Consider the following 18,799-nt stretch of genomic DNA (forward strand, 5'->3'; position numbering starts at 1 on the left):
CCGGGACCGCCCACCCGGAAAGCGGGCGGGCCGGTCCACCGTAGCGCGCGCGGCGGGCGGGAGTTGCCCCGATCACCGGCTGATCAGCTGCCGGTTCCGGTCCTGCCCCAATCCGGACCGGTCTTGGCCCAGTCCTGGTCGATCCGGGTGTACCGCCCGCGCACCATGTGCCGGACGATCAGTTGCCGTACGCCCTCGATCAGTCCGACGGTGAGCATCGTCGCTCCGAGTCCGGCCAGCACCGCGTGGGTACGGGCGGTCGGGGGGTCCATGGGGCGTGTGGCGGGGCGGCCTTCGAGATCCGTCCAGATCTCCACCCTGGTGCCCGGGGCGGTCCTCCGGGACGAGGTCATCACCGTGCCGCGGCGGGCGGTGCCGTCCGGGGCCTTCCAGCGCGCCACCACCGGGGTCTGCGAACCGTGCTCCGAGGACACCTCGGGGTCGGTGGCGAAACGCGGCGGACGTGGTGCCCGGCGCAGCACGACCGCGGTGGCGGCACGACGTTCGGCCTGCTGGAGCCGGACCGATTGCTGCAGGGCGTCGTCCGCGTACGACCCGCACACCCAGCCCAGGGCCGGCGTCGCCAGCACCATCAGGAGCAACGCGGCAAGAGCCACCCATGCCTCGCGCCGGTCAGTGGCGCGGCGCAGGGGATTGTGCCGCCAGCGCCATACACCCGTAACCGCTCGCACAGTCCTGCACCCCCTTCCGTATCCGTCTTAGCCTGATACGGCACGCTTGGCGGGGTGAAGGAGCGAAGAGAGAGCAACCTCACCCCGGCCGACGCGCGACCCATCCCCGGGAGTTCCCGTCGGCCCGCTCCGGACTGACGGAGCGTCCGGAGCGAGAACGCCGAAGCCGTCGTCGAGTCCCCATGGCTCGACGACGACTCCGTGCGACTGCGTGTGATGTCGGGTCAGTACCCCCGGCCCTGGTACGGGCGGTTGTACGGGTCCTCGTAGGGCGAGGGAGCCGGGGCCGGCCGGGTGGGCGCCGGGCGGGGCGACGCCGGACGCATCGCCTCGTAACCGGTGCCCGGCGCGGGCCGCTGCTGTTCCTGCGGGTAGGGCGCCTGGTATCCGCCGCGGGCCGCGGACGGCTGCTGCGGGATGTACGGCGCCGGCGCGTGCTGCAGCTGCGCGGGCTGCATCGGCGCGTAGCCCTGCTGAGCCGCCGGCTGCTGGTATCCGTACGACGGACCGGGCTGGGAAGGTGCCGCGGGAAGAGCCGGCAACGCCGCCGGAAGCGCCGGCAGATAGCTGTTGCCGGTGTCGTAGGCGGCAGGCACTCGGATCGGAGCGATCTGAGGGGTGCCCCGCTCCGCGACCAGGGAGTCGTAGATCGGAGTGTCGGGGAACGACGGTGCGGCGTAGTAGCCGCCGCCGTAGGTGGAGCGGGGGGAGGTCATGACACCTAAGTTAAGCCCACGATGTGCTGGTTGGGGAGACCTAATCTTGGGGTCATCCGTTTTACGCCGGTTCTGACCGCCTGACCTGGCAAAACAGGGATAAAGGCTCCGTTAGGAGCGGGGGCTTTTCCGCTCCCCGACAGACAGCGCGGAAGAACATGCGGCCCACGGCATACTGGGCCGCCACGGCAACGGGAGGGCTCAGCGGTGACCCGAGAGCACACGGAGTACGACGTCCTGGTCGTCGGAGGCAGTGGTGTGGACACCATCGTGCGGGTCGACACCCTGCCCGTCCCGCTCGCCGACTCGGTCCATGTCGGGCCGATCGAGGAATGGCCGGGCCACACCGGGGGGAACGTGGCGCTCGGCACCCGGGCGCTCGGACTGGAGGTCGCGCTCCTCGACTGCATCGGCGACGACTGGACCGGTGCACAGGTGCGCGAGCGCCTGGCCGAAGGGGACGTGGAGTTCGCCCCGTTGGTCTCCGCTGCGGGCACCCGCCGCGCCGTGAACCTGGTGGACGCGACCGGACGCCGGATGTCGTTCTACGACGCCCGCGACCCCGCCGACCTGAGAATGCCCAGGGACTTCTACCTGCCGAGGTTGCGGCGTACCCGCCACGTCCACCTGTCCATCATGAACTTCACGCGCTTCCTCTACGACGACATCGAGGAACTCGGCGTACCCGTCTCCACGGACCTGCACGACTGGGACGGACTGGCCGACCACCACCGGGAGTTCGCGCTCCGCTCCGACCTCGTCTTCCTCAGCGCGGCGGGCGCGGGCGAGGGCACCTTCGCCCTGATGCGGGAGATCCTCCGCGAGGGCCGCGCCGACACCGTGGTCGCCACGGCGGGCGCGGGCGGCTCCCACGTACTCACCCGGGACGGCGGCCCCACCCCGCACCACATCCCCGCGACCGTCCCGCCCGCACCGGTGGTGGACTCCAACGGCGCGGGCGACGCGTACGTCTGCGGCTTCCTGTACGGGAGGCTCGCCGGCCGGGATCCGCTGGACTGCGCCCGGCTGGGAGCCGTGGCGGGGGCGTACGCCTGCACCGCGCCGGGTTCCACCGCGCTCGTCCCACGCGAAGTTCTGCTGGCATCGGACCACGACCGGGGCGGGAGCCAGTAGCCGGTGGCGGCAACGAGCGCCGCTGTCCCGGGACTCGCTCCGGGTGCCGGCCGGAGTGCTGTACGGGCCGGTGCGCAGTTCCCACACCCTGGCCGCATGCGGGGGTCGGCGCCGCCGAAGCGTCGCGCGGCGTAGGCGGCGAACCAGGCGGAGTGGTCCAACGGCCCCGTGCGCAAGGACAGTTCGTTGAAGAGCTGGTACGCCGCGGCCGACTTGCCGCCGGTGCCCTCCGGGAGATGGGTGATGCACGGAGCACACTGCCCGGCGTGGTGCGGGAGCAGGCGCCGCGGCGCCGCCTCGGCCGGACTCGAGTCGAAGGCGGGCCCGCCGTGGGAGGCGGCCGCCGCGGCACCGGCCGACGGGCTCATGGCCGTGACGGGGCTCGGCGCGGTGACCGGTACGGCGCGAGCGGACGAACCGGCGACGATCCGGGGTCTGAGGCCGCTCAACGGTGACCTCGTCCGCCGAAGGAATACGGGGCTTGCCCGGGACACGGTGCGCCACCGGGCTGCCCACGGGAACCGGCGGAGCCGGTGCGGCCGCCTACCGGCCGCGTCGAGCCGGGGCGGCGCACCGGCACCGGCAGCACGGCGCGAGCATCGAAATCCATGAGGCTCAGCCATAGAAGAATGCGCTTTTATGACCTCCTGTGCAGGCCGCAGGATGGCTGCGAGCCGGCTTCCGGGGAGGAACTCATGACGTCAGCCATCGAATCGGGTCTGCTGCCCGGCACTTGCGAAACACATCCGGAAGGGCTGGCCGTCGGTGGCGTCCTGCTCACCGAACTGGCACGGCGTTTCGGAACGCCCCTCTTCGTGTACGACGAGGAGCATCTGCGCCGGCGCTGCCGGGAGGCGGTCGCAGCCTTCGGCCGGGACAACGTCGCCTACGCCTCCAAGGCGTTCCTGTGCACGGCCATGGCCAGGCTGGCCCACGAAGAGGGGCTGCTGCTCGATGTCGCCTCCGGCGGCGAGCTGCGGGTCGCGCTGCAGGGCGGGGTGCCCGCCGACCGGATCGTCCTGCACGGCAACAACAAGGACGCGACGGAGCTGCGCACCGCCATGTCCGCCCGGGTGCGGCACCTGGTGGTCGACAGCTTCGACGAGATGGACCGCATCGAGCGGCTGCACGCCGAGGAACACCTGCCGCCCGCCCGGGTCCAGCTGCGGGTGGCGCCCGGAGTGGCCGCCGGCGCGCACGAGGCGATCCGCACCGGTGGCAACGACTCGAAGTTCGGCTTCGGCCTCGCCGGCGGAACCGCGGCGGCCGCGGTGCGGCGGGCCGCCGGTTCCCCGGCCATGACCCTGGAAGGCGTCCACGCGCATGTGGGCTCGCAGGTGCTGGACACCGCGGAACTCGCGGCCGGCGCCGCCGCCGTCGCGCGGTTCGCCGCCGACACCGGGATGCACCGGCTCACGGTCGGCGGCGGCCTCGGCGTCGCGTACGAGGCGGGACAGACCGCACCGTCGTTCGCCGAATGGGCGGCCCGGGTACGGACCGCGGTGCGTGACGCGGGCTGGGGTTCCCCGGTGACCGTGGAGCCCGGCCGTTCCATCGCCGCCCGCGCCGGGCTGACCCTCTACCGGGTGGGGACGATCAAGCGGATCGAGGGCGTGCGGACGTACGTCGGCGTGGACGGCGGGATGAGCGACAACCTGCGCCCCGCCCTGTACGGCAGCCGCTACGAGGTGTTCCTGCCGCGCAGCCCGCGCGCCCCCAGGCCCATGCGGGCACGGCTGGTCGGCAAGCACTGCGAGAGCGGTGACGTGATCGTCGACGACGCCGCCCTGCCCGCCGACGTCGCGGTGGACGACCTCCTGGCCACGCCGGTCACCGGCGCCTACGGATACGCCATGGCCTCCAACTACAACAAACTGCCGCGTCCCGCCGTCGTCTTCGTACGCGACGGCCACGCCCGCACCGTGGTGCGCCGGGAGACCGAGGAGGACCTGTTGCGCCTGGACGTGGACGAGCCCACCAGGGATCACGGGACAGCCCTTAACCTGACCCGATGCTGAACAGTGCCCGACTGCTCGTCCTGCTGGAGATCGCCCGTACCGGCACCATCGTGGCCGCGGCCCAGGCGCTGCATCTGAGCCCCTCCGCGATCTCGCACCAGCTGGCCCGGCTGGAGCAGGAGCTCGGAGTGGCGTTGGTGGAACGGCAGCCGCAGAGCCTGCGGCTGACCGCGGCCGGGGTGCGCCTGGCCGAGCACGCACAGGCGGTCGCCGACCTGATGGCCGTGGCCCGGGACGACCTGCGGGCGCACTCCGAGGGCGAGGCGGGGGTCCTGCGGCTGGGCTTCTTCGCCTCCTCGGGCCTGGAGCTGCTGCCCCGGGCCCTGTCGGCGTTCTCGGCGAACCGGCCCCAGGTCGAGCTGGAGCTGATTCTCGGACAGCCGCACGAGCTGGTGCCCGACCTGGAGGCGGGCCGGCTCGACGCCGCGGTCGTCTTCGAGCATCCGCTCGACCCCTGGTGCCGGCAGGCGACCGTGGACGTGGAGATCTTCTTCGACGAGCCGCAGCTGGTGGTCCTTCCCCTGCGGCACCGCCTCGGGCGGCACGCCGCGGTCCGGCTAGCCGCCCTTGAGGGGGAGAGCTGGATCGGTACGCACGGCGGCCACACCGGCGAACCGGTTCTGGAGCGGGCGTGCGCGGCAGAGGGTTTCCGGCCCCGGGTGCGCTGCCGCAGCGATCACTACCAGGTCACGATCAACCTGGCCCGCGCGGGCATGGGCATCGCACTCGTCCCGGCCCTCGGGCTCGGCGACACCGCGGGCGTGCATGTGTGCCGCCTGGACCACCCCCGGCTTCACCGGCGCATCGGCGTCGCCACCCGGCCCACCAACCGCAACCCGCTGCTGAAGATCTTCCTCGCGGACCTGCGGTCGGCCGCCGAGGAGATCCGGTCGCTGCTGGAGGTGCAGTGGGCGTGACCGGCCCGCCGGTCACGCCCACCGCGCCCCCGGGGGCTTCTCAGCCGGCGGTCGTGCGCCCGGCACAGGCCGCGAGGGTGCGCCCCACGTCCCGGATGGCATGCACCGCGGCCCGCTCGGTGCTCGGGCCCAGAGCCGTGTCCCAGTGCGCCACCACCGCGTACGCCAGCCGGCGCCTGCCCACGATGACACCGGCATCGGCACGGACGCCGGTGTCGGTGCCGGTCTTGTTGGCCACCAGGAGCCCGTCGCGCAGCCGTTCGGGAAAGCCCGGGGCGTACGGGTCGTGGTCGATCAGCGCGGGGACCAGACCGTGGTCGGTGTTGGCACGCATCCAGCGCAACAGCCGGGCGGAGGCCGCCGGGCTGCTCATGGTGCCGCGCACCGCGTGCGTCACCAGCCGCGCCAGGTCCCGTGCGGTGCCGGTGGCGAAGACGGGCGGCACGCCCGGGCCCCGGACGTCGCGGACCCTGTCGTGCAGCGTGAGGTGACCGAGCCCGAGTTCCCGTGCCAGCCGGGCCGTGGACTCCCGCCCGACGAGGCGCAACAGCGCGTTGGTCGCGGTGTTGTCGCTCACCGAGGCCGTCAGCCAGGCCAGATCCTCGACGGTCCAGCCGCGCCCGCTCAGCCTGCGCAGCAGACCGGTGCCCTCCGCCACGTCCTCGTCGAGGACCTCCACGACACGGTCGGCGGGCAGTTCCCCGCTGTCCAGCCGGTGGGCGACCTCGGCGAGCAGCAGCAGCTTCGAGGCGGACGCCACCGGCAGAACGGTGTGCTCGTCCACCCCCACCGTGCCGCCGCCGTCGATGTCGACGGCGGCGACGGCGAGGGTGAGCGGCAGCGCGGCCGAGCGCCGCGCCGCCGCGGCCACCTGGGCCAGACTCATCGGATCCTCACCACTTCTCCCGCCCGCGCCGAGGTCGGACGGCCGTCTCTCGCCGCGACCCGCCCCGCCACCACGACGGTATCGATGCCTTCGGGCGTCAGCAGAGGCCGGTCGAAGTCGGCGGTGTCGCGCACAGACGCCGGGTCGAGTACGACGAGATCGGCGACGGCGCCGTCGCGGACCACGCCGCGGCCGGTGAGTCCGAACCGCCCGGCGGGCAGTCCGGTCATCTTGTGCACCGCGCTCTCCAGCGGGAGCAGTTGCTCGTCGCGGGCATAGTGGCCGAGCACCCGCGCGAAACTTCCAGCCCAGCGCGGATGCGGACGGCCGGGCTTGGGCACGCCGTCCGAGCCGATCATCGACAGCGGGCTGGAGAGGACCCGGCGGACGTCGTCCTCGCGCATGGAATGGCTGATGATGGTCACTTCGCCCTGCTCGGCCAGCAGGAGATCGCACGCCTGGTCGACCGGATGGACGCCGCGCTCGGCCGCGAGTTCGGCGATGGTGCGTCCCTCGGCCTCGGGGTGTGTCTGCGCGGCGGCCACCGAGATGAGGTCCCAGCCGCCGTTCCCCACGGTGTTCTCCCACCCCTCGACGCCCCGGGCGATGTCCCTCCTGATCCGGTCGCGCGTCTCGGGGCGGCGCAACCGCTCCAGCAGGGCGCCGACGCCGCCCTCACTCGCCCACGGGGGCAGCATGGCGTGCAGGACGGTGCTTCCCGCCGTGTACGGATAGACGTCGCACAGCACGTCCACGCCTTCGGCGCGGGCCCGTTCCAGCCGGGGCAGGGTGCGCAGTGTGGCGCCCCAGGCGTGCCGGCCCGCGGTCTTGTGGTGGGAGATCTGCAGCGGGGCGCCGGAGCGCACCGCGATCTCCAGGGCCTCCTCCAGGGCGGACTCCACCTGTGACATCTCGTCGCGCAGATGGGTGACGTAGGGCTTGCCGTGCTGGGCGGCGACCCCGGCCAGCGCGACGATCTCATCGGTGTCGGCATAGGTGCCGGGCGGGTAGATCAGCCCGGTGGACAGACCGGCCGCCCCTTGGGCCAACGCCCGGTCCAGCAGCGCGCACATGGCGTCCAGTTCACCGGGCCGGGGCGGCCGGGCCTCGAAGCCCATCACTCCGGCGCGCAGCGTGCCGTGGCCGACCAGCGAGGCGATGTGGGTGTGGCGCAGAGCGGGGTTCTGACCGGCGGCGAACGCGTCGAAGTCCATGGCGGGCCGCACCGGTCCGAGCCCGAACGTCACCCTGAGATGCTCGGCGAGTTCCGGCAGCCGCTCGGGGAGCGAGGGGAACAGGCTGGTCCCGCAGTTGCCGCAGATCTCCGTGGTGACGCCCTGGAGCAGGGGAGCGAGACGGAGGTCGTCGGCCGCCTCCGCGGTACCGCCGTCCCCGTGAGGCGCCGCGAGGGCGTCGGAGTGCGTGTGTACGTCGATGAAGCCGGGGGACACGACCCGCCCGGCCACGTCGAGGGTCTCGACGGCCGTGGCCGGGGTCCCGGCGGGGAGCACGGCGATCCGCCCGTCCATCACCGCGATGTCCGCCTCCCGGGCGGGTGTTCCGGTTCCGTCCACGAGCGTGCCACCGCGCAGCAGCAGATCGAGGGGGCGGCCCATCACAGCACCGTCGACAGGAAGGCCCGCGTGCGCTCGTGCCGCGGGTCGGTGAACAACAGGTCGGGGTTCCCGGCCTCGACGACGGCGCCCCGGTCCATGAACAGGACCCGGTCGGCGACCTCACGGGCGAAGCCCATCTCGTGGGTGACCACGACCATCGTCATGCCGCTGCGGGCCAGGTCGCGCATGACCCCGAGCACTTCGCCGACGAGTTCGGGATCGAGGGCGGACGTGGGTTCGTCGAAGAGCATGAGGGCGGGTTCCATGGCCAGCGCGCGGGCGATCGCCACGCGCTGCTGCTGCCCGCCGGACAGCTGCCCCGGGTAGTGGTCCGCCCGGTCCGCGAGACCGACGTCGGCCAGCAGCCCGCGGGCCTGTTCCTCGGCCTGCGCACGGGACCGTCCCTTGACGACGACCGGACCCTCCATCACGTTCTGCACCGCGGTGCGGTGCGGGAACAGGTGGAACCGCTGGAACACCATGCCGATCCGTTCGCGCTGGCGCCGCACGTCCCGGGCGCGCCGCTCGCGCAGCACCCGGCCCGACGGGCCGTGCTGTTCGTAGCCGACCAGCTCACCGTCCATCCACACCCGCCCCGCGTCGATCCGCTCAAGGTGGTTGAAGCAGCGCAGCAGCGTGGACTTCCCGGATCCGGAGGGGCCGATGACACAGAGCACCTCACCGCTGCGGACATCGAGGTCGATGCCCCTCAGCACCTCGGTGTCACCGAACCTCTTGCGGACCCCACGGGCCTTGAGGATCACGTCGTTCATGCCGTTGCCCCCTTCTTGGCGCGTCCGGGCAGGAGATTGGCCAGGATCCTGCTCCCCAGCACGGGAGCGGTACCGGGGCTGTAGCGCCGCTCGACGGCGTGCTGACCGATGCTGGCGATCGTGGTGAGCACGAGGTACCAGATCGAGGCCACCAGGAGCAGGGCGACCACTTCGAAGTTGGCGAGGTAGAGGTGCTGGGAGACGGTCATCAGATCGGCACCGGCGATGACCGAGACCAGCGAGGTCGTCTTGAGCATGGAGATGAACTGGTTGCCGAACGGCGGGATGATGACCCGCATCGCCTGCGGAAGGATGATCCGGGACAGGATCCGGCGGTTCGACATCCCGATGGAGGCACCCGCCTCGCGCTGGCCGGGATCCACGCTCTGAATGCCGGCCCGCACGATCTCGGCCATGTAGGCGCCCTCGTTGATGGAGAGTCCGAGGAGCGCGGCCACGAAGCCGGTGATCACCTGGTTGGACTGCCAGCTGACGAGTTTGGGGCCGTCGAACGGGATCCCGACGCTGATCACGGGGAACAGCAGGGCCAGGTTGAACCAGAAGATGAGCTGGACCAGCAGCGGGGTGCCCCGGAAGAACCAGGTGTACGCACCGGCGGTGAGCCGCAGGACCGGACTGTCGGACAGCTGCATCACCGCGACGACGACCCCGATGGCGATGCCGAGCACCATCGAGACGAGGGTGAGCTGAATGGTCACCCCGAGGCCCTTGAGGATCACGCCGTCGAACTGGTACTCGGCGACGATGTCCCAGTGCAGATTGGGATTGACGATGACGGTGTAGGCGAGCCACACCGCGAACAGGGCGGCGCCGAGGACCGCGAGCCAGCGCCCGGGACGCGGGCGTCCGGTCACCTGGAGGGAGAGGTCGTCCTCGTGGGGCATCCGGTCGGCGGGGTCGGCATCCGGCACCCCGCCGCGGGCGGGCCCGGGTGTTTTCTGGAGGTTCATGTCCGTTCTCACTGCCCGTCGTTGACGGTGGCCTCGGGGACGGCGCTGTCGCCGACTCCCCAGGTGTCGAGGATCTTCTTGTAGTCGCCGTTGTCGATGAGCTCCTGCAGGGCCCTGTGGACGGCGTCGCGCAGTCCGCCCTGGCTCTTCGCGGAGGCGATTCCCCAGGGGGCGGTGCCGTACTGCTCCGGCAGGACCTCGTACGAACTGCTCTTCTTCGTGAACATCTTGGCGACGGGATAGTCGACGATGGTCGCGACCGCGCGTCCGCTGTCCAGTTGCAGCAGCCCGGTCGGTGCGTCCTCGCTCTGCGAGATCCGCATCTTCTCCCGGCACTTGGCGTTCTGTTCCTCGCCGATGTGGAGGTTGGAGCTGCCCTTGGCGAGGACGACGGTCTTTCCGCAGAGGTCCGCGAGGGACTTGATGCCCTGCGGGTTGCCCTGCTTCGTCATGACGACGCCGCCGGTGCGGAAGTAGTCGACGAAGTCGACCGCCCGGCGTCGCTGCGCACTGTCGGTCATGGACGACATGACCAGGTCGAACCGTCCCGACTCCAGGCCGGGGATCAGTCCGTCGAAGGCGGCATTGGTGAGTTCGAGCTTCAGCTTGAGCCGCTCGGCAAGGGCCTTGGCCAGATCGGGGTCGACGCCGGTGAGCCGGGTGGTGCCGGGCTCGTACATCTCCATCGGCGGGTACCCGACCGCGGTGGCCACCCGGAGCACACCCTTTTCCCGGTACTGGGCGGGCAGCAACTCGGCCGCGGTCCGGCCGGAGGCGGCCTTCGACGCGGCTTCGGACGGGGCTTCGCCCTGACCGGAACGCCCGCAGGCGGTGGCCGCGAGAGCCACCACGGCCAGGGCTGCCAGACAGCGCAGAGAACGGGGACGATTCATCGGATTCTCCCTCAAGGGGTGGCGGTGCGCCGATGCTGGCAGCCGCGCCCCGGTGAACGGAAGATGATGAAGCCATTCATGCCTGACCATCGAAATCTGTACGGGTCCGGGGGATCGCGGCGACCGGACCGGACGTCCGCGACTCCGGTGACGGTCCGGGGGATTAGGTTGTCGGGGAAAGGTTTTCGGGCAGCCGGACTCGCGATGGGGGCGAGCATGACCATGCAAAAAGGCGCCAATGTTCCGGTGACGGCTCAGGCCGTGCGGGTCGAACTGGGGTGGCGCGCCTCCCCGGGGACACCGGACGTGGACGGCTCGGCGCTCCTTCTCATGCCGTCGGGAAAGGTGCGCGGCGACGCCGACTTCGTCTTCTACAACCAGCCCTCCCACGCGTCCGGCGCGGTGCGCCACGAAGGCAAGCGGACCGCCGGTGACGGGACGACGGACAGCCTCGCGGTCGACCTGGCGCGCGTCGAGCCGGCCATCGACCGGGTGGTGCTTGCGGCCTCCGCGGACGGCGGCACGTTCGGCCGGGTGGCCGGGCTGTACGTACGGATCACGGACGCGGCGAGCGGCAGGGAGATCGCGCGCTTCGACAGCGCGGACGCGACGATCGAGACCGCGTTCATCCTCGGGGAGCTCTACCGGCGCCAGGGCGCCTGGAAGTTCCGGGCCGTCGGCCAGGGGTACGACACCGGCCTCGAAGGGCTCGCGACCGACTTCGGGATCTCCGTCGACGAACCGCAGCGGCCCCAGCCGGCTCAGCCCGATCGCCGGCCCCGTACACCCCAACAGCCGCAGAGCGCAACGCGGGTCGACCACCGGCCGTCGGCTCCGCCCGCGCCGCCGATGGCGCCGCCGGCGCCTGCCGCACCCCCTGCCCCCGCGCCCGTCCGCCTGTCCAAGGTGACGCTCACCAAGGAAGCGCCGGTGGTCTCCCTCGCCAAACAGGGCGGCACCTCGGGAGCGCTTCGCGTCAATCTCAACTGGGAAGTGCGCAAACAGTTCAAGGGCTGGGGAAGCAAGTTCGGCAGAGCGGTCGCCAACCACTCGGACCTCGACCTCGATCTCTGCGCCCTCTACGAACTGACCGACGGCCGCAAGGGAGTCGTGCAGGCGCTGGGAAACGCGTTCGGCGCCCTCCAGCACCCTCCCTACATCCATCTCGACGGAGACGACCGCACCGGCGCCGTCTCCACCGGCGAGAACCTCACCGTCAACCTCGACCACAAGAACAAGCTCCGGCGCGTCCTGATCTTCGTCACCATCTACGAAGGCGCCCGGAGCTTCGCCGACCTCCACGCGACCGTCACGCTCCAGCCCCAGAACGGCGCCCCGATCGACTTCTCGCTCGACGAATGCACCGTCCCGTCCACGGTCTGCGCCCTGGCGCTCCTGACCAACAACGGGGGAGACCTCACGGTGCAGCGCGAGGCCCGCTACCTCGTCCCCGAGCGCGGAGTCAGCCCGCAGCGCACCATCGACTACGCCTACGGGTGGGGCATGAACTGGACACCCGGCCGTAAATAACCCCCCGGCGGTCCGGCCGGCCCTGCGGCCATCGGCCCACCGTCGGCTCGGCTCACCGGTCCGGCGCGGCCTCGGGACGGGCGTACGTACGCCCCTTCCAGGCCGCGCCGCGGCCCCGGTGGTGCTGCACCGCCGAATCGACCGTCATCAGCAGATAGAGCACGGCGGTGAACGGCAGCAACGGAGCCGACCACAGCGACTGCCGGTAGTAGCCCAGCATCGGCAGGTACGTCGCGGTCATCACGGCCCACGCCAGGCCGCCCGTCCACGCCGCCACCGGGTCACCGGTCAGCAGCCCGGCGACGAGCGCGACCGGCGGCACGAGATAGACCAGCGCGAGCCCCAGCACCGTCCCCAGCAACAGCGGCGGACTGTGCCGCAACTGGGCGTACGCGCTCCGCGACACCATCCGCCACAGATCCGCCAGCCGCGGATACGGCCGCACGCTGTCCACCCGCTCCGCGAGCCCCAGCCAGATCCGCCCGCCGCTGCGCTGCACCGCCCGCGCCAGCGATACGTCGTCGATCACCGCCTGCCTGATCGACTCCGGCACCCGGGCCCGCTGCGCCGCCCCGGTCCGCAGCAGCACACAGCCACCGGCCGCCGCAGCCGTCCGGGCACCCGCCCGGTTCACCCACCGGAACGGGTAGAGCTGCGAGAAGAAGTACACGAATGCCGGCACCACCAGCCGCTCCCAGAGACTCGACACCCGCAGCCGGGCCATCTGCGAGACCAGGTCGAAGCCGCCCGACCCGGCGGCGGCGACCAGCTCCCGCAGACTGTCCGGCTCGTGCGCGATGTCGGCGTCGGTGAGCAGCAGATACTCCGGCTCCCTGGTCCGGGCCAGCGAGATCCCGTGCCGCACCGCCCAGAGCTTGCCCGTCCAGCCCGGCTCGGGCTCACCCGGCGAGACGACCGTCACCGGCAGCCCTCCGTACCGTACGGACAGCGCGCGAGCGACGTCCCCGGTCCCGTCCTTGCTGCAGTCGTCGACGAGAAAGATCTCCGCCCGCCCCGGATAGTCCTGCGCCAGCAGCGACGGCAGGCTCACCGGCAGCATGTCGGCCTCGTCACGCGCGGGCACCACGATCGCGACGGACGGCCATCCGGCGGGGGGCTCCCGGCGGGGCAGCCGCTGGTCGGTCCGCCAGAAGAACCCTTGTCCCAGCAGCAGCCACACCCATGCGGCAAGCGAACCCACGGCGATCCAGGCAACGGCGCTCATCCGCCGCAGTCTGCCCCACCGGGACGGAAGCGCAAGGGCGGTCGACTATGGTGACCGGGTGAAGATCGCGCTCATGGACTCAGGAATCGGCCTGCTCGCGGCAGCGGCCGCGGTACGCCGGCTGAGGCCGGACGCCGATCTGGTGCTCTCCTCCGACCCCGACGGCATGCCCTGGGGACCGCGTACGCCCGAGTACGTGAGCGCCCAGGCGCTCGACGTGGCCCGCGCGGCCGCCGCCCACCGGCCGGACGCCCTGATCGTCGCCTGCAACACGGCCTCCGTGCACGCCCTCCCGGCGCTCCGCGCCGCGCTCGAACCCACGCTGCCGGTCATCGGCACCGTCCCCGCCATCAAGCCGTCCGTGGCCGGCGGCGGCCCCGTCGCGATCTGGGCCACCCCCGCCACCACCGGCAGCCCGTACCAGCGCGGGCTCATCGCCGAATTCGCGCGCTCCGTCGACGTCACCGAGGTGCCCTGCCCGGGTCTCGCCGACGCCGTGCAGTACGCGGACGAGACCGCGATCGACCTGGCGATCGCCGCGGCCGCCGCCCGCACCCCGCGCGACGTCCGGGCCGTGGTCCTGGGCTGCACCCACTACGAACTGGTCGCCGAACGCATTCGCGACGCGGTGCGGCAGCCGGGTCTGCCGCCGGTCGCGCTGTACGGTTCCGCGGGCGCCGTCGCCGCCCAGGCACTGCGCCGGATCGGTGCCGAACCCGCTCCGTCGGCCGAACCGTCCACCTCTCTCGCGGTCCTTCTCAGCGGCCGCCCCGCCGACCTGCCGACAGCCGCTCTGGCCTACGCCGAGGGGCGGCTGCTGGGAGCCGTCAGCCCGGCCCGCTGACCCCGCGGGGCCCGTTCGTCCCATGCCCGGCGTGCGGAATCCTGGGTACGCTGCTTGACATGAGGGACCACCCCCGAAAACCCCGGGACGACGGAGCCGATACGTGCTCCGCCGTCTGGACCGGCCGGGCCACCAACCGGGCCCAGTGGGTACTCGCGGCCGCGGGCGCCGCCTGCCTGGCGCTCGGCGTCCAGCTGGCCGTCACCTCCAACTGGACCTCCGGGATCGCCCCGCTGCTGATGTCCGTGATCGGCTGCGTCGCCGCCGGGCTGCTCATGCTGTTCGGCACCCTTGCGTTCGTGAACGTGGCCGTGAGGATCGACGGGGACGCACTGGAGGTGCGCTGCGGCCACATGGGCCTGCCGCGCCGCCGGATTCTGCTCACCCATGTGGTGGGCGCGGAATTCGCCCCCGAGGTGACCCCGCGCCAATGGGGCGGCTGGGGCTACCGCTGGCGACCGGAGCAGGGCACGGCCGTGGTGGTCCGCAGGGGCGAGGGCCTGGTGCTCCGGCTCGGCGACGGCAGGACGTTCACCATCACGGTCGACGACGCGGAGGCGGGCGTCCGGTTCATCCGTGAGCGCCTGCAGTTGCCGGCGACCGGAGCGACGGCCGGTACCTGAAACACCCGAGGGCCGCCCCGCTCGGACGGCAGCGGGCCGGATCTGTGCGGGAAAGCGCCGGAACGATCCGGTACGAAGGGTTCCACCACACGGGCGGGGCTGCCGGACCCACAGCCGGCCACCGTAGACTCCGCCGGGTGAGCGCCACCACCACCGAAGTCGAGGCCGCGCAGCCGGCCTCATCCCCCGTGTCCCGGAAGCGAAGCTTCCTGCGGCCCCCGGCCGCCGTGATCGCGGGTGTACTGCTGTATCTGAGCTTCCCGCCGCGCCCCCTGTGGTGGCTGGTCCTGCCCGGTTTCGCCCTGCTCGGCTGGGTGCTGCACCGACGACGGCTCCGGGCCGGCTTCGGCCTCGGTCTGCTCGCCGGACTGGGCTTCATGCTGCCGCTGCTGCACTGGACCGGCGAGGAGGTCGGTCCGGTGCCGTGGCTGGCGCTCGCCGCCGCCGAGGCGCTGTTCATCGCGGTCGGTTGCATCGGGATCGCCGCCGTCAGCCGACTCGCCTGGTGGCCGGTGTGGGCCGCCGCGGTCTGGGTGCTCGACGAGGCGGTCCGGGCCCGGGTGCCGTTCGGCGGCTTCCCGTGGGGGAAGATCGCCTTCGGCCAGGCGGACGGCGTGTTCCTGCCGCTCGCGGCCCTGGGAGGCACACCGCTGCTCTCCTTCGCGGTGGTGCTGTGCGGCTTCGGTCTCTGCGAAGCGGTACGCCAGGTCCGCGCCCACCGCCGTACGGGCACGCTGCCGAGGGCGGCCGTCGCCGCCGCGGCCGCGACCGTCCTGGTGCCCGTCGCCGGTGCGTTCGCCGCGCTGCCCCTCGTCGACGACTCGGCCGAGGACGGCACCGCGACCGTCGCCGCGATCCAGGGAAACGTGCCCCGGCTCGGACTCGACTTCAACTCCCAGCGCCGCGCCGTCCTGGACAACCATGTGCGCCGCACCGAACAGCTCGCCCGGGAGGTGAAGGAGGGCAAGGTGCCGCAGCCCGACTTCGTCCTGTGGCCGGAGAACTCCTCCGACCTCGACCCGTACCGGAACGCCGACGCCCGGATCGTGATCGACGATGCGGTGAAGGCGATCGGAGTGCCCACCGTGGTCGGCGCGGTGATCGATCCCGACAGCGGGGACCTGCGCAACACCCTCATCCAGTGGGATCCGGAGAAGGGCCCCGTCGACACCTACGACAAGCGCCACATCCAGCCGTTCGGCGAGTACATGCCGATGCGTTCCATCGCCCGGATCTTCAGCTCCGACGTGGACCGGGTGGCGCGTGACTTCGGCCCTGGGAAGAAGGTCGGGGTCTTCGACCTGGCGGGCACGAACGTGGGACTCGTGACCTGTTACGAGGCCGCGTTCGACGACGCCGTACGGGACACCGTCACGCACGGCGGCCAGCTGATCGCCGTACCCAGCAACAACGCCACCTTCGGCCGCAGCGAGATGACATATCAGCAGCTGGCCATGTCCAGGGTGCGGGCGGTCGAGCACAGCAGGTCCGTCGTCGTCCCCGTCACCAGCGGGGTCAGCGCCGTCATCCGCCCGGACGGCACGATCGTGAAACAGACGAAGCTGTTCACCCCGGACGCGCTCGTGGACGAGGTGCCGCTTCGGTCCTCGCTGACGCCCGCGACCCGGATGGGCACGCTCCCCGAAGCGGTGCTGGTGCTGATCGCCGTGGCCGGGCTCGGCCTGGTCAGCGTCCGTGCGGTACGGAGCCGGCGCAGCCACTGATCCACCGGTGCGCCACGGAAGGGCTGTCCTGTGATTCCTGGGGGATCACGGACAGCCTTTAGGGTCGGGCCATGGCAACTCCTGATTTCATCCGCGAGATCCGCGCCACCGCGGGTCAGCAACTGCTCCTGCTGCCGGGCGTCACCGCCATCGTCTTCGACGATGAGGGAAGGGTGCTGCTCGGACGCCGTTCCGACACCGGCAAATGGTCGGTCATCGGCGGCATCTGCGAGCCGGGCGAGCAGCCGGCGGCGACGGCGGAGCGTGAGGTGTACGAAGAGACCAACGTGCGCTGCGTCGCGGAGCGGGTGGTGCTCACCCAGGCCCTGGAGCCCGTGCAGTACGCGAACGGCGACCGCTGCCAGTACCTGGACGTCACCTTCCGTTGCCGGGCGACCGGCGGTGAGGCACGAGTCAACGACGACGAGTCGCTGGAGGTGGGCTGGTTCCCGGTGGACGCGCTGCCGCCGCTGAACGAGTTCGGGCTCTTCCGGATCAAGCAGTCCATGACCGACGGACCCACCTGGTTCGAACCCACCGCCGGGCAGTGAACACCGTCGTCCGCAGCGCGGCCCGGGAGACCGGGCCGCGCTGCGGACGACGTGCGCGACCACGGACTCAGACGGTACGGGCGTCGGCCTTCGGCGCCCCGGCGGCGTCCGGGGCGGCCGCGGCCCCGTCGATGTCCGTGAGGTCCCGGTGCCGGGTCTCCTTGGCGCAGCCGACCGCGAGCAGGGTGATGAGCGCGGCGGCGATGACGTACAGCGAGATGGGTACCGAGCTGTCGAAGTCCGCGAGCAGCGCGGTGGCGATGAGCGGCGCCGGGGCACCGGCCGCGACCGACGAGAACTGCGCCCCGATAGAAGCGCCCGAGTACCGCATCCGGGTCGCGAACATCTCCGAGAAGAAGGCGGCCTGCGGTGCGTACATCGCACCGTGGAAGAACAGCCCGACGGTGACGGCGAGCAGCAGACTTCCGAAGTTCCGGGTGTCGATCAGCGCGAAGAACGGGAACGTCCACAGCCCGACACCGACCGCGCCGACCAGATACACCGGCTTGCGCCCGACCCGGTCCGAGAGCGCGCCCCACATCGGAATGACCGCGAAGTGGACGGCCGAGGCGATGAGCACCGCGTTGAGCGCGGTCTGCTTGCTCAGATCCGCCGCCGTGGTCGCGTAGACGAGCACGAACGCCGTGATCACGTAGTAGCTGATGTTCTCCGCCATCCTGGCGCCCATGGCGATCAGCACATCGCGCCAGTGGTGCCGCAGCACGGCGACGAGCGGCATCTTCTCGGCCGTCCCGGCACTCGACCTGCGCTCCTCGGCCTGCGCCAGCGCGGCCTTGAAGACCGGCGATTCATCGACGGAGAGCCGGATCCACAGGCCGATGAGCACCAGGACACCGGAGAGCAGGAAGGGGATTCGCCAGCCCCACGACCCGAACGCGGATTCCGACATAAGCGCGGTGAGCGCGGACAGGACCCCGGTGGCGAGCAGCTGCCCGGCCGGTGCGCCCGTCTGCGGCCAGGAGGCCCAGAAGCCGCGCCGTTCGGCGTCCCCGTGCTCCGACACCAGCAGCACGGCCCCGCCCCATTCGCCCCCGAGCGCGAAGCCCTGCACCAGCCGCAGGATCGTGAGGAGTACGGGGGCGGCGGCCCCGACCGTGGCATGCGTAGGCAGCAGCCCGATCGCGAACGTCGCCCCGCCCATCATCAGCAGACTGAGCACCAGCAGCTTCTTGCGGCCGAGCCGGTCGCCGTAGTGGCCGAACACCAGGGCACCCAGCGGCCGGGCGGCGAAGCCGACCGCGTAGGTGAGGAAGGACAGGAGCGTTCCGACGAGCGGGTCGGACTCGGGGAAGAACAGCTTGTTGAAGACCAGCGCGGCGGCTGACCCGTAGAGGAAGAAGTCGTACCACTCGATGGTGGTCCCGATGAGACTTGCTGCGACGATGCGCTTGAGCGAGCGGGTGGTCGGCGGGGCGGATGCCGAGGCAGCCATGAACACCACTTCCGGGCGGTTGGCGGGGACGGTTTCGTGTCGCCACACCGTAGGAATGGGCAGGTCAGAGGCACATGTGGCGGGACACCATAGTTCTCGGGTCGGGTGTGCGCGGGGCCACCATGACAGGCGCGTCGAGACTGCTTCAAGGAACGTATTGAAGGCCGGCAGGCGCCTGTCTGAATGGCGCTGTTCGGCATGGTTCCGTGTCCCGGTGGTGACTCCCGTGCTGG

17 protein-coding genes are annotated in these 18,799 nt (G+C 71.7%); 8 read left to right on the forward strand and 9 right to left on the reverse strand.

Annotated elements, in window-relative coordinates:
* Positions 1-83: 83 nt before the first annotated feature.
* Positions 84-692 (reverse strand): hypothetical protein, encoded by a 609-nt coding sequence (locus tag ACIRJP_RS01065; RefSeq protein WP_404166859.1) that lies wholly within the window; start codon positions 690-692, stop codon positions 84-86.
* Between the two features lie 224 nt (positions 693-916).
* Complete coding sequence (locus tag ACIRJP_RS01070; protein ID WP_404166861.1) at positions 917-1,408, reverse strand: DUF6643 family protein; 492 nt, start codon at positions 1,406-1,408, stop codon at positions 917-919.
* Positions 1,409-1,615: 207 nt separating this feature from the next.
* Here ACIRJP_RS01070 and ACIRJP_RS01075 point away from each other — a divergent pair, with 207 nt between their 5' ends.
* The 3 genes from ACIRJP_RS01075 to ACIRJP_RS01085 all read left to right on the forward strand — a co-directional run bounded on the left by ACIRJP_RS01075 (position 1,616) and on the right by ACIRJP_RS01085 (position 5,477).
* Positions 1,616-2,542: a carbohydrate kinase family protein gene (locus ACIRJP_RS01075; RefSeq protein WP_404166863.1), complete on the forward strand. Its 927-nt coding sequence runs from the start codon at positions 1,616-1,618 to the stop codon at positions 2,540-2,542.
* Between the two features lie 695 nt (positions 2,543-3,237).
* Positions 3,238-4,560 carry a diaminopimelate decarboxylase gene (lysA, locus tag ACIRJP_RS01080; RefSeq protein ID WP_404166865.1) on the forward strand — a complete coding sequence of 441 codons (1,323 nt, stop codon included), beginning with the start codon at positions 3,238-3,240 and terminating at the stop codon, positions 4,558-4,560.
* Entirely contained in the window at positions 4,554-5,477 is a 924-nt protein-coding gene (locus tag ACIRJP_RS01085) for a LysR family transcriptional regulator (protein WP_404166867.1), read from the forward strand. The genes lysA and ACIRJP_RS01085 overlap by 7 nt, the downstream gene beginning before the upstream one ends.
* 40 nt (positions 5,478-5,517) lie before the next feature.
* Here ACIRJP_RS01085 and ACIRJP_RS01090 read toward each other — a convergent pair whose 3' ends face one another.
* The 5 genes from ACIRJP_RS01090 to ACIRJP_RS01110 are packed head-to-tail and all read right to left on the reverse strand — an operon-like array spanning position 5,518 to position 10,616.
* The gene (locus ACIRJP_RS01090) at positions 5,518-6,363 is read right to left on the reverse strand and encodes a serine hydrolase (RefSeq protein WP_404166869.1); all 846 of its coding nucleotides are present in this window, start codon (positions 6,361-6,363) and stop codon (positions 5,518-5,520) included.
* Complete coding sequence (locus ACIRJP_RS01095; protein ID WP_404166871.1) at positions 6,360-7,979, reverse strand: amidohydrolase family protein; 1,620 nt, start codon at positions 7,977-7,979, stop codon at positions 6,360-6,362. The genes ACIRJP_RS01090 and ACIRJP_RS01095 overlap by 4 nt, the downstream gene beginning before the upstream one ends.
* Positions 7,979-8,752: an amino acid ABC transporter ATP-binding protein gene (locus tag ACIRJP_RS01100; protein ID WP_404166873.1), complete on the reverse strand. Its 774-nt coding sequence runs from the start codon at positions 8,750-8,752 to the stop codon at positions 7,979-7,981. Before ACIRJP_RS01100 ends, ACIRJP_RS01095 begins: the two co-directional genes overlap by 1 nt.
* Positions 8,749-9,723 (reverse strand): amino acid ABC transporter permease, encoded by a 975-nt coding sequence (locus ACIRJP_RS01105; RefSeq protein ID WP_404166875.1) that lies wholly within the window; start codon positions 9,721-9,723, stop codon positions 8,749-8,751. The genes ACIRJP_RS01100 and ACIRJP_RS01105 overlap by 4 nt, the downstream gene beginning before the upstream one ends.
* Positions 9,724-9,731: 8 nt before the next feature.
* The gene (locus ACIRJP_RS01110; protein ID WP_404166877.1) at positions 9,732-10,616 is read right to left on the reverse strand and encodes an ABC transporter substrate-binding protein; all 885 of its coding nucleotides are present in this window, start codon (positions 10,614-10,616) and stop codon (positions 9,732-9,734) included.
* Between the two features lie 204 nt (positions 10,617-10,820).
* Here ACIRJP_RS01110 and ACIRJP_RS01115 point away from each other — a divergent pair, with 204 nt between their 5' ends.
* A complete protein-coding gene (locus ACIRJP_RS01115; protein ID WP_404166879.1) occupies positions 10,821-12,146 on the forward strand; it encodes a TerD family protein in 1,326 nt (441 codons plus the stop codon).
* Between the two features lie 52 nt (positions 12,147-12,198).
* On the opposite strand, the gene ACIRJP_RS01120 is transcribed toward ACIRJP_RS01115, so the two are convergent.
* Positions 12,199-13,371 (reverse strand): glycosyltransferase, encoded by a 1,173-nt coding sequence (locus tag ACIRJP_RS01120; protein ID WP_404166881.1) that lies wholly within the window; start codon positions 13,369-13,371, stop codon positions 12,199-12,201.
* 58 nt (positions 13,372-13,429) lie between these two features.
* On the opposite strand from ACIRJP_RS01120, the gene ACIRJP_RS01125 reads away from it, so the two are divergent.
* The 4 genes from ACIRJP_RS01125 (at position 13,430) to ACIRJP_RS01140 (ending at position 17,113) form a co-directional block, all read left to right on the forward strand.
* Positions 13,430-14,215: a glutamate racemase gene (locus ACIRJP_RS01125; RefSeq protein WP_404166883.1), complete on the forward strand. Its 786-nt coding sequence runs from the start codon at positions 13,430-13,432 to the stop codon at positions 14,213-14,215.
* A 59-nt stretch (positions 14,216-14,274) separates the two neighbouring features.
* Positions 14,275-14,838, forward strand: a complete 564-nt coding sequence (locus ACIRJP_RS01130; RefSeq protein ID WP_404166885.1) for a hypothetical protein — start codon at positions 14,275-14,277, stop codon at positions 14,836-14,838.
* Between the two features lie 137 nt (positions 14,839-14,975).
* Positions 14,976-16,562 carry an apolipoprotein N-acyltransferase gene (gene lnt / locus ACIRJP_RS01135; protein ID WP_404166887.1) on the forward strand — a complete coding sequence of 529 codons (1,587 nt, stop codon included), beginning with the start codon at positions 14,976-14,978 and terminating at the stop codon, positions 16,560-16,562.
* Positions 16,563-16,633: 71 nt separating this feature from the next.
* Positions 16,634-17,113: an NUDIX domain-containing protein gene (locus ACIRJP_RS01140; RefSeq protein ID WP_351263098.1), complete on the forward strand. Its 480-nt coding sequence runs from the start codon at positions 16,634-16,636 to the stop codon at positions 17,111-17,113.
* Positions 17,114-17,180: 67 nt separating this feature from the next.
* Here the strand turns inward: ACIRJP_RS01140 and ACIRJP_RS01145 are convergent, their stop codons facing one another.
* On the reverse strand, positions 17,181-18,566 hold the full coding sequence (locus tag ACIRJP_RS01145; RefSeq protein WP_404166889.1) for an MFS transporter: 1,386 nt from the start codon (positions 18,564-18,566) through the stop codon (positions 17,181-17,183).
* Positions 18,567-18,799 lie beyond the last annotated feature (233 nt).

The organism is Streptomyces sp. NPDC102437 (assembly GCF_044765565.1).
In the GTDB taxonomy this organism is placed as follows: Bacteria; Actinomycetota; Actinomycetes; order Streptomycetales; family Streptomycetaceae; genus Streptomyces.